General features: G+C 65.2%; 8 protein-coding genes and 1 pseudogene. 4 read left to right on the top strand and 5 right to left on the bottom strand.

What is annotated here, in order from left to right; translation table 11 throughout:
* From JOZ00_RS16595 to JOZ00_RS16610, 4 genes are all read left to right on the top strand, one after another.
* Positions 1–564 (top strand): asparagine synthase-related protein (locus JOZ00_RS16595; RefSeq protein ID WP_293345435.1); only part of this gene is annotated, 564 nt, incomplete at its 5' end.
* The gene (gene ngg, locus JOZ00_RS16600) at positions 561–2,357 is read left to right on the top strand and encodes an N-acetylglutaminylglutamine synthetase (protein WP_293345437.1); all 1,797 of its coding nucleotides are present in this window, start codon (positions 561–563) and stop codon (positions 2,355–2,357) included. The genes JOZ00_RS16595 and ngg, both read left to right, overlap by 4 nt.
* Before the next feature lie 55 nt (positions 2,358–2,412).
* Positions 2,413–3,921, top strand: a complete 1,509-nt coding sequence (locus JOZ00_RS16605) for an MFS transporter (RefSeq protein ID WP_293345439.1) — start codon at positions 2,413–2,415, stop codon at positions 3,919–3,921.
* A gap of 136 nt (positions 3,922–4,057) precedes the next feature.
* On the top strand, positions 4,058–6,235 hold the full coding sequence (locus JOZ00_RS16610; protein WP_293345441.1) for a glutamine synthetase III: 2,178 nt from the start codon (positions 4,058–4,060) through the stop codon (positions 6,233–6,235).
* A gap of 52 nt (positions 6,236–6,287) precedes the next feature.
* Here JOZ00_RS16610 and JOZ00_RS16615 read toward each other — a convergent pair whose 3' ends face one another.
* From JOZ00_RS16615 to JOZ00_RS16635, 5 genes and pseudogenes are all read right to left on the bottom strand, one after another.
* Entirely contained in the window at positions 6,288–6,950 is a 663-nt protein-coding gene (locus tag JOZ00_RS16615; protein WP_293345443.1) for a DUF5134 domain-containing protein, read from the bottom strand.
* A gap of 642 nt (positions 6,951–7,592) precedes the next feature.
* Positions 7,593–7,778: pseudogene (locus JOZ00_RS16620) on the bottom strand (serine/threonine protein kinase); the annotation flags it as partial.
* A gap of 117 nt (positions 7,779–7,895) precedes the next feature.
* Entirely contained in the window at positions 7,896–8,237 is a 342-nt protein-coding gene (locus JOZ00_RS16625) for a hypothetical protein (RefSeq protein WP_293345445.1), read from the bottom strand.
* 167 nt (positions 8,238–8,404) lie between these two features.
* Positions 8,405–9,106, bottom strand: a complete 702-nt coding sequence (locus JOZ00_RS16630) for a pyrimidine reductase family protein (RefSeq protein WP_293345447.1) — start codon at positions 9,104–9,106, stop codon at positions 8,405–8,407.
* Positions 9,103–9,600: a flavin reductase family protein gene (locus tag JOZ00_RS16635; protein ID WP_293345449.1), complete on the bottom strand. Its 498-nt coding sequence runs from the start codon at positions 9,598–9,600 to the stop codon at positions 9,103–9,105. Before JOZ00_RS16635 ends, JOZ00_RS16630 begins: the two co-directional genes overlap by 4 nt.
* Positions 9,601–9,628 lie beyond the last annotated feature (28 nt).

Below are 9,628 nucleotides of genomic sequence, written 5' to 3' on the forward strand. Positions count from 1 at the left end.
GGCCTGCTGGGACCGGGCAAAACCGCGCCCGGCGATCCGAGCGAGCGATTTGTCACCGAGCACTTCGCGCGTGCCGGCGCCGAGAGCGGGGTCGACCGTGCGCTGCGGCTCGATACGACGGTCATGCTGGTCGACGACCCGGTGAAGCGGGTGGACAATATGACGATGGCCTGGGGCTTGGAAGGCCGGGTTCCGTTCCTCGACCACGAGTTGGTCGAGTTGGCGGCGACCTGCCCGCCGGAGCTCAAGACCGCCTACGAGGGCAAGGGTGTCCTCAAACAGGCTGCGCGACGGGTGATTCCGTCGGAGGTCATCGACCGGCCCAAGGGTTATTTCCCGGTTCCGGCGCTGACACATCTCGAGGGGCCTTACCTGGAAATGGTGCGGGATGCCCTCTATTCGCCAGTCGCCAAGGAGCGTGGGCTGTTTCGCGCAGAAGCCGTCGACGCCCTGCTGGCCAATCCGAATGGCAAGCTGACGCCGCTGAGGGGGAACGAACTCTGGCAGATCGGCCTGCTTGAACTCTGGTTACAACGTCACGGTGTGACGGGCCCGGTGGCATGACGGCTTCCGAGCCCACGGCCGACCATACCGAGGCGATCACGCTGGGATTGCACGACGCCTCACCGCCACACCTGCTGGACGCGATGGCGAAGGACGTGGAGCTCGAACTGGGTTGGGGCCGCCTGATTTTCGGCCAGACCTTCGCCGATTCGCGCCACCTGGTCGAGGCGCTGCGACGCGAAGGGCCCGGTCGCCGCGACATCTGCATCTACGCGCGCGAATCCCACGTCGTCGTCGCCGAAGCACCGACCGAGCTCTTCATCGACCCCAGCCACACCTATCGGTTGCGCTTCACCGACGAGATGACCCAGGAAGATTTGGCGCCCGCGCCGCTCGGCGTCACCGTCCGCACGCTCAACGACCAGGTAGACGCCGACCACATGAACCGCGTGTACGTGCGCTGCGGAATGGTTCCGGCACGGATCGAAGTGATGTGGGAGAACCACCAGCACCAGCCCGCGGTGACCTACCTGCTGGCAATCCGCGACGAGGACGGCGCGGTGGTGGGCACCGTCACCGGCGTCGACCATGAGCTGCTGTTCTCCGACCCCGAGCAAGGCTCGAGCCTGTGGACCCTGGCCGTCGATCCGGGTGCCGGGCTTCCCGGGGTCGGTGCGGCCCTGACACGTGCCCTCGCGGAGCACTTCCGCAGCGCGGGGCGAGCCTACATGGATCTGTCGGTGGCGCACGACAACGCCGCCGCCATCGCCCTCTATGAAAAGCTGGGCTTTCGCCGTGTTCCCGTGCTGGCCATCAAGCGCAAGAACGCGATCAACGAGCCGCTGTTCACCCCGCCGCCGGAAACGATCGACGACCTCAACCCCTACGCGCGGATCATCGCCGACGAGGCGCTGCGGCGGGGGATCTGGGTCGAGGTCCTCGACGCGGAGACCGGCGAGATCCGGCTCACCCACGGCGCCCGCAGCGTCATCACCCGGGAATCGCTCTCGGAATTCACCTCCGCCGTCGCGATGTGCCGCTGCGACGACAAACGTCTGACGCGCCGCCTGGTCGCCGAGGCGGGCCTCACGGTGCCGCGCGCCCGGCTGGCCACCTTCGACAAGGACGACTTCGCGTTCCTGACCGAGGTCGGGGAGGTCGTGGTCAAACCGACGCGCGGAGAGCAGGGCAAAGGCATCACCGTCGGTGTCACCGTCGACCACGGCCCCGACGAGCTGACCGCCGCGTTGACGCGGGCGCGCGAGCAATTCCACGAGGTGTTGATCGAGCAGCGAATCTATGGCGACGACCTTCGGCTGGTGGTGATCGACGGCCGGGTGGTGGCCGCCGCGCTGCGAATGCCGCCCGAGATCATCGGCACGGGGGAGCACAGCATCCGCGACCTGATCGGGTCAGAAAGCCGCCGGCGCGCGGCCGCCACGGGCGGCGAGTCGCGCATCCCGATCGACGCCGTCACCGAGACGACGGTCGCCGAGGCCGGCTGGCAGATGGATGACGTACTGCCGCAGGGAACTCGACTGCGGGTTCGCCACACCGCCAACCTGCATCAGGGCGGCACGATCCACGATGTCACCGCCAAGGTGAACTCCGACCTATGCCGGGTTGCGGTGGCCGCCGCCGAGGCGATCGGTATCCCGGTGACCGGCATCGACCTGCTGGTGCCCGACATCACCGGCGAGGACTATGCCTTCATCGAGGCCAACGAGCGGCCGGGGCTGGCCAACCACGAACCACAACCCACGGCCGCGGCCTTCATCGACTTCCTGTTCCCCGGCCACCCCGGCCAGCCGCCTGCCTGGATTCCCGAGGAGTCGCGCTCCGATCGCTCTTGAGGGCTAGCGATACGCGACGGTGGGTAACTCTGTTTCAGACCAGAACGGAGACTGCATGAACGCGAGCGCGCAAACCAAGACCATTACGACGCACGTTCCGGCGCGACTGGACCGGCTGCCGTGGTCGCGTTTCCACTGGCGCGTCGTCCTCGGTCTGGGTGGTGTCTGGGTCCTGGACGGACTCGAGGTCACGATGGTGGGCAACGTGTCCGCCCGCCTGATGGAAAAAGGCAGCGGCATTTCGTTGAATGCCGCCCAAATCGGCATGGCGGCGGCGATCTACATCGCCGGAGCGTGCGTGGGTGCCCTGTTCTTCGGTCATCTGACCGACCGGTTCGGACGGCGCAACCTGTTCATCATGACCCTGGCCCTCTATCTGGTCGCGACCGTCGCGACCGCCTTCGCCTTCGCGCCCTGGTATTTCTTCGTCGCTCGTTTCTTCACCGGCTCGGGCATCGGGGGCGAATACGCCGCCATCAACTCGGCCATCGACGAGCTGATCCCGGCACGGGTGCGCGGCCGAGTCGATCTCATCATCAACGGGACGTATTGGCTGGGTTCGGCCGCCGGAGCCGGCGGCGCGCTGATCCTGTTGAACACGTCGAACTTCCCGGCGAACGTCGGCTGGCGGCTGGCCTTCGGCATCGGCGCCATCCTCGGAATCTTCGTGCTCCTGGTGCGGCGCAACGTCCCGGAAAGCCCGCGGTGGTTGTTCATCCACGGCCGCGACGAGGAAGCCGAGCGGATCGTCGGCGAGATAGAGGAGGAGGTCCAGCGGGAGACCGGCGAGCCGTTGCCCGAGCCGGAGGGAGAGCAGCTGAGGATCCGTCAGCGCAAGGCGATCTCGTTCAAAGAGATCGCCGGTGTTGCGTTCAAGCTGTATCCGCGGCGCGCATTTCTCGGGCTGGCGTTGTTCATCGGGCAGGCGTTCCTCTACAACGGCGTGACGTTCAACCTCGGCACGCTGCTGAGCGAGTTCTACGCGGTGCCCGCCGGGATGGTCCCGGTGTTCTTCGTCGTGTGGGCGCTGAGCAACTTCGCCGGTCCGCTGTTGCTCGGGCACCTGTTCGACACCGTCGGTCGCAAACCGATGATCACGCTGTCGTACGTGGGCTCAGGCATCGTGGTCGTCGTCCTCGCGCTGGTGTTTCTCACCGGAGCCGGGGGAGTGTGGGCGTTCATCGGTGTGCTCATCGTGGCGTTCTTCCTGGCCTCGGCGGGCGCCAGCGCGGCCTACCTGACGGTCAGCGAGATCTTCCCGATGGAGACCCGGGCGCTGGCGATCGCGTTCTTCTATGCGGTCGGCACCGCGATCGGCGGCATCTCCGGACCGTTGCTGTTCGGCCAGCTGATCAATTCGGGCCAGCGCGGCGAGGTCGTCTGGTCGTTCCTGATCGGCGCGGTGGTCATGGCCGCCGCGGGGCTGGTGGAATTGTGGCTCGGGATTCCAGCCGAGGGTCGCCGATTGGAAGAGCTGGCACTGCCTTTGACGCTGGACGACGCCGAGCAGCCCGAGGAGTCGGCAGGCCAGACGGATGCTCGCGGAGACCGCAAGCATCCGTAGCGCGACTCATGTTCGCAATCATTGCGATACCGGCGTTGACGCCGGCGTAACAAGTTTGCCATCGAACATTCCTAAGGTGAGTCGGTCCACCTTCCGTGGCGGAAAGTCGTGGACCCCCTCAGCGATAGGAATTCCATTGAGCGGAAACGCGGTCCGACTGCAGGCGATCAACAACGTCGAGGCATACATCCCCCCTGCCATCAGCTTCGTATCCGGTGAGGAGCCGGGCGAGGTCTTCGGCTCGAACGTTTTCACCAAGTCGGAGATGCAGGCGCGGCTGCCCAAGTCGGTCTACAAGTCGGTCGTGGCGACCATCGAGAAGGGCGCCAAGCTCGACCCCGCCGTCGCCGACACGGTCGCGGTAGCCATGAAGGACTGGGCGCTGGAGAAGGGGGCCAGCCACTACGCCCACGTCTTCTACCCGATGACGGGTCTGACCGCCGAGAAGCACGACAGCTTCTTGGAGCCGGTCTCCGACGGGCAGACCCTCGCCGAGTTCGCGGGCAAGACGCTCATCCAGGGCGAGCCCGACGCATCCAGCTTCCCCTCGGGTGGGCTCCGCAGCACCTTCGAGGCGCGCGGTTACACCGGTTGGGACGTCACCAGCCCGGCCTACATTCTTCAGAACCCGAACGGCAATACGCTGTGCATCCCAACGGTTTTCGTCTCGATGACCGGCGAGGCGCTGGACTACAAGACGCCGTTGCTGCGCAGCCAGCAGGCTATGGGCACGCACGCCGAGCGAATTCTGAGGTTGTTCGGTCACACGGACCTCAACCACGTCGTCTCGTTCTGCGGGCCGGAGCAGGAGTACTTCCTGGTCGACCGGCACTTCTTCCTGGCCCGGCCCGATCTGGTCAACGCGGGTCGCACCGTGTTCGGCGCGAAGCCACCCAAGGGTCAGGAGTTCGACGATCACTACTTCGGCGCGGTGCCCGAACGCGTCCTCGGCTTCATGATGGACACCGAGCGTGAGCTGTTCAAACTCGGAATCCCGGCCAAGACACGGCACAACGAGGTGGCCCCGGGCCAGTTCGAGATAGCGCCGATGTTCGAGCGGGCCAACATCGCGTCGGATCACCAGCAGCTGCTGATGACGATCTTCAAGACGATCGCCAAGAAGCACGGCATGGAATGTCTGTTCCACGAGAAACCGTTCGCCGGTGTCAACGGATCAGGCAAGCACGTCAACTTCTCGGTCGGAAACTCCGACCTGGGCTCGTTGTTGGTGCCCGGCGACACTCCGCACGAGAACGCGCAATTCCTGGTGTTCTGCGCCGCGGTGATCCGCGCCGTGCACAAATTCGCCGGGCTGCTGCGGGTTTCGGTCGCATCGGCCACCAACGACCACCGGCTCGGCGCCAACGAGGCTCCGCCGGCGATCATCTCGATCTTCCTCGGCGAGCAGCTCGCCGACGTGTTCGAGCAGATCGCCAAGGGTGCGGCCACGTCGTCAAAGGGCAAGGGCACCATGATCATCGGCGTCGACACGCTGCCACCGCTGCCGACCGACGCGGGCGACCGCAACCGCACCAGCCCGTTTGCGTTCACCGGCAACCGGTTCGAGTTCCGCGCGCCGGGCTCCGGCCAGACGGTGGCGGTGCCGATGATCGTGCTCAACACCATCATGGCCGACTCGTTCGACTACATGGCGACGACTCTCGAGGAGGCCGTCGCCGACGGCGAGGACTTCGACCACGCGGTGCAGAAGCTGCTCACCGACGTCATCACCGAGCACGGTGCGGTGGTGTACAACGGCGACGGCTACACGGAGAAGTGGCAGCTGGAGGCGGCTGAGCGGGGTCTGCCGAACCTCAAGACCACGCTGGACGCGATTCCCGAGCTGATCAAGCCGGAGTCGGTCGAACTCTTCGAGAAATACGGGGTGTTCAGCGAACGCGAGCTGCACAGCCGCTACGAGGTCCGCCTGGAGCAGTACGTGCTGACCATCGCCGTCGAGGCGAAGCTGGCCCTGGAAATCGGGACGACGGTCGTCCTGCCGGCGGCGATCCGCTACCAGACCGAGCTCGCGCAGAACGTCGCGACTTTGAAGAAGGCCGGCGTCGAGGCGAGCACGGTTGCGCTGGAAGCGGTTTCGGCTCCGCTGGCCGATCTCAGCGAGGCGCTGGCGACGCTGAAGGCGGCGCTGTCCGATCATTCGGCGGAGACGGCGTTGGCCGAGGCCGAACATGCGCAGCAGTCGATATTGCCCGCGATGGCGGCGGTGCGCAGCGCCGCCGACACGCTGGAAAGCGTTGTGGCCGATGACTTGTGGCCGCTGCCGACGTATCAGGAGATGCTCTACATCCTGTAGAGTCAGGAGCGCTTAAAGCAGGTCACTCGCCATTTATTCGGAAAGATCGGTATTAAAGCAGGTTGCCGAACATCAGGGCAGTGCCGGCGGCGCCGCATGCTTGATATACCGGTGCGAGGCCCGAAGGCGCCGAGGCGTATGTAATTGGGCTCCTTCGGCGCTCGGCGAAGTAACGACATGGCCAATACAGCGCCATGATCGCGAATCCCAGGGTCGCGATCCAGTTCACACTGGTAACCCAGCCAGGAGCGGATAGTGTCTGGGGCATCTCGTTTCGCGACATCTCCATCCCGGTCATATTCATATCCATGCCAGATATGTTGATGGGACGCGAAATCCGCGACGCAGAATCAAGCGAGTGGTTGACCTGGCCCGGCAGGCTGTCGTTCATCCCCGCGTACATCCATGCCATCGCCGCCATCATCGCTGCGGAATAGTAATTGTGAAGCCGGTCAGGGGCGGTGGAGGATGCGGTGCAGGCCACATGCACAAACCAGATACCTGCAAATAGGAAGAAAATTATCGGTCCCATTGGCGGCACACCCAAGTCGATGTGCCAGGCCATCAAGATCATTGCCGCCAACATTGTCAGATGTAGAACGTGACCGACGGTGTTTGTCCATCGAGCGTGCCGCACAAGGACATAGACGTATGTTGCGATGCCGGCACCCAATAGAGCGCTGACAATCCACCGCAGTGCGACATCCTCGCTCAAGACATGGAACATCGCAGCTCTAAAATTGGTTCGCGCGATCCAGCGGCTAGGAGACTCAATATGTTGTTGCCCTTCGCTTTCGGGGGCTGCCGGTTGGGGATGATAGCTCGCGGAGAGCCATGTGTTCAGTTGCCGCGCCGAGCCATTGGTGGGTTACCGGATCGAGTGCAACCATCCCCCTGAAAGGGGCCAAGACTCCCGCAGCGTGGGCGCAAGAACAATCACCACAAGTGCAGCCAGTGGATTTACATTCGCTGTGCTCGATCGCGTTCATGAACGATAACCATACCCCGGTAGGGTAATGCTGCCGCGGAGGCGTTAGCCTTCTACCACCTGCTCGACTTCCTGAACGACAAGTCGAAAAGCCAGAACTACTCGCATCCGGCGCCGGTGATGCCGGCGCCGACGGCGACGAAGTCCGCCACGGACGGATGACGACAAGGACCGCAGCCGCGATCACGACCACGACGGCGGCCACGCCGACCCACAACCAGGGCTTGCGGCTGGACAGCGGCGGTTCACCCCAGTGCGGCGCCGCGGTACCGCTGGACCCCCACACAGGAGGACCGGCCCAACTCGGCGCCCGGGGCATCGGTCCGCTGGGGGGAGGCCATCCGCCGCCCGGGGGAGCCTGCGGCGGGGGAGGCGCGGGCGGAAGACCGGGTCATTAGAGAGGGTCTTCGACATCAGCTTCAGCGCCACGATGCGCTCCCGGACAGTGTCCTCGGCCTCGTAGACGTCGCCCATGCCGCCGCGACCGATCAGTCGCCTCAGCCGGTACGGCCCGAATTGCGAACCCTCCCGCGAATCCGCGGTGGTCTCACCCATCGAAGACTCCTCACCGCCGAACTCGCGTATGCGGCGGCGTGCAGGCATAAGGGCTGAGGTTTCAACGACCGCGAAGCACGGTGAATAGGGAAAGCCAGCTAATCGGACGAACCGCGATCAACGCTGGTCGTCGTCACCGGTTGTGCGCTCGGTGAGCCCTTCGCGGGACAAGGCCCGGACGAAGCCGAAGGCCTGCATCCCCCCGGGACCAGGATTCTCGATGATCCATTCGTTGATCTTTCCCAGCGCCTTGGCCAAGTCGTCGCGCCTGACCCGGATCAGGTAGGTCTTCCTGTCGTCTTCCGGATCGTCGATCGGGTCCGCGACGGCGACGGGGTTCTTGAAGGCGTACGCGATTCCGTGCACGGCGTCGTGGTTGAGTGCCCACTGCAGCTCGCCTGGCCGCAGTCGATTGACCGCGAGGTTGCGGTAGTCAGGGTCATCGCTTGAACTGCTCAATTGGCCGACGGTCCTCCTCTTTCGTGTCTCGAGAGAGTGGACAGCGACGACCTGAACGTGATGTCGCGCAGGCGATTCGATCCGAGCTTCAACCGGGACATCCTCAATCATAGGAAGCAGTGTCATCGGCTGCATGTTGAGCGCGCACGAGCAAGCGGCGCGGGGAATCACCGGCAATATCTCATAAACAGATAATCGTCGTGAACCAGCGCGTGCGCGAGGCGCATCGTGGTGGGCGCGACCAGCCGTGACGGCGACGGGCGGTGTCCGACCGGCTGGCTCGCGGCGAGCTTGGGCGCCAGCGTCACGCAAATCTCGGCGACCGCGTCGGCCTCCACCAACTCATCGAGCAGGGTCGGCCCGCCCTCGCACAGAATCCGGTGCATGCCCCGAGCGCGCAGCAGCGCGACGGCCTGCGCCACATCCACCGAGTCCTCGCCGGCCACCAGGACCCGGCGTCGGTCGTCACTGCTCAGGTCGTGTTGCGCGGCGGCTTGTGCGCAGGTCACGAGGATCGGCGGCTGGTCGGGATCGCTGAACAGTCTTCTCGGCAGCACGCCGGTCCGGCTCACAACGGCGACCGGGGGAGGTGCGGCCCGTCGGGTTTCGGTGAGCCGCACGGGACCGTAGTTCTCGGCACGGGCGGTGCCGGCGCCGACCAGGACGACATCGGCGAAGCCGCGCAGGATTTTGAGGAGCTGTTGATCGAGGGGGCACGACAGCGGCCCCGCGCGACCCCGGAACGCGACCGCGCCGTCGGCGCTGAAGATCATGTTGGCCCGCACGCCCTCGGGCGCGTCGGCATAGAACGCGGCGAGTTCGGCGATTCCGGCGACCGTACCAACCCGGGGCGACTGGGGCGCGGTCATGCCTCGTGGCCGGGTTCCAATTGGCGGACGTCGCCGAAGGACACCCAGCTCTCCAGCTCCTGAGGAGGGCTGCCGTCCACCGGTTCGAGCAGATGCCCGATGTGGTCGCCCAGCGTGAAACGTTCGATGATCTTGCCGACTAACCAGGCGGCGGCGTCGTCGAGGATGGGCATCTGCGCTGGGCCGGAATGCCAGGCGCAGCGCTCGAACTTGTTGACCTTGTCGCCGGTCTGGCTGCCGAAGAGCTCAACGGTGTCCAGGTGGTGGTGGTCGAACAGGTGCACCGCGAGGTGGGTGGCAGCGACGGCTACCCGGTACGTGTGGTTGCGCTTGGACAGGCCGACCAGGAATCGCGGCGGATTGATGCTCGTCTGGCTGGCGAAGCCCACCAGGCACCCGGCGGAGATGCCGTCGGCGTGCGTGGTCACGACGTACATCGGGTAATTCAGCAGCGACACCAGCTTGTCGAAGGCGTCGGTTCCCGGTTCGGACATCAGCTCAGTCTTCCCTTTGGCACCAGGA

The organism is Mycobacterium sp., assembly GCF_019243155.1.
Taxonomy (GTDB): Bacteria; Actinomycetota; Actinomycetes; order Mycobacteriales; family Mycobacteriaceae; genus Mycobacterium.

Excerpts from the sequence above, each read along its gene's own strand:
- ngg (WP_293345437.1), top strand. The coding sequence starts at position 561 with ATGACGGCTTCCGAGCCCACGGCCGACCATACCGAGGCGATCACGCTG.
- JOZ00_RS16605 (WP_293345439.1), top strand. The coding sequence starts at position 2,413 with ATGAACGCGAGCGCGCAAACCAAGACCATTACGACGCACGTTCCGGCG.
- JOZ00_RS16630 (WP_293345447.1), bottom strand. The coding sequence starts at position 9,106 with ATGACCGCGCCCCAGTCGCCCCGGGTTGGTACGGTCGCCGGAATCGCC.
- JOZ00_RS16635 (WP_293345449.1), bottom strand. The coding sequence starts at position 9,600 with ATGTCCGAACCGGGAACCGACGCCTTCGACAAGCTGGTGTCGCTGCTG.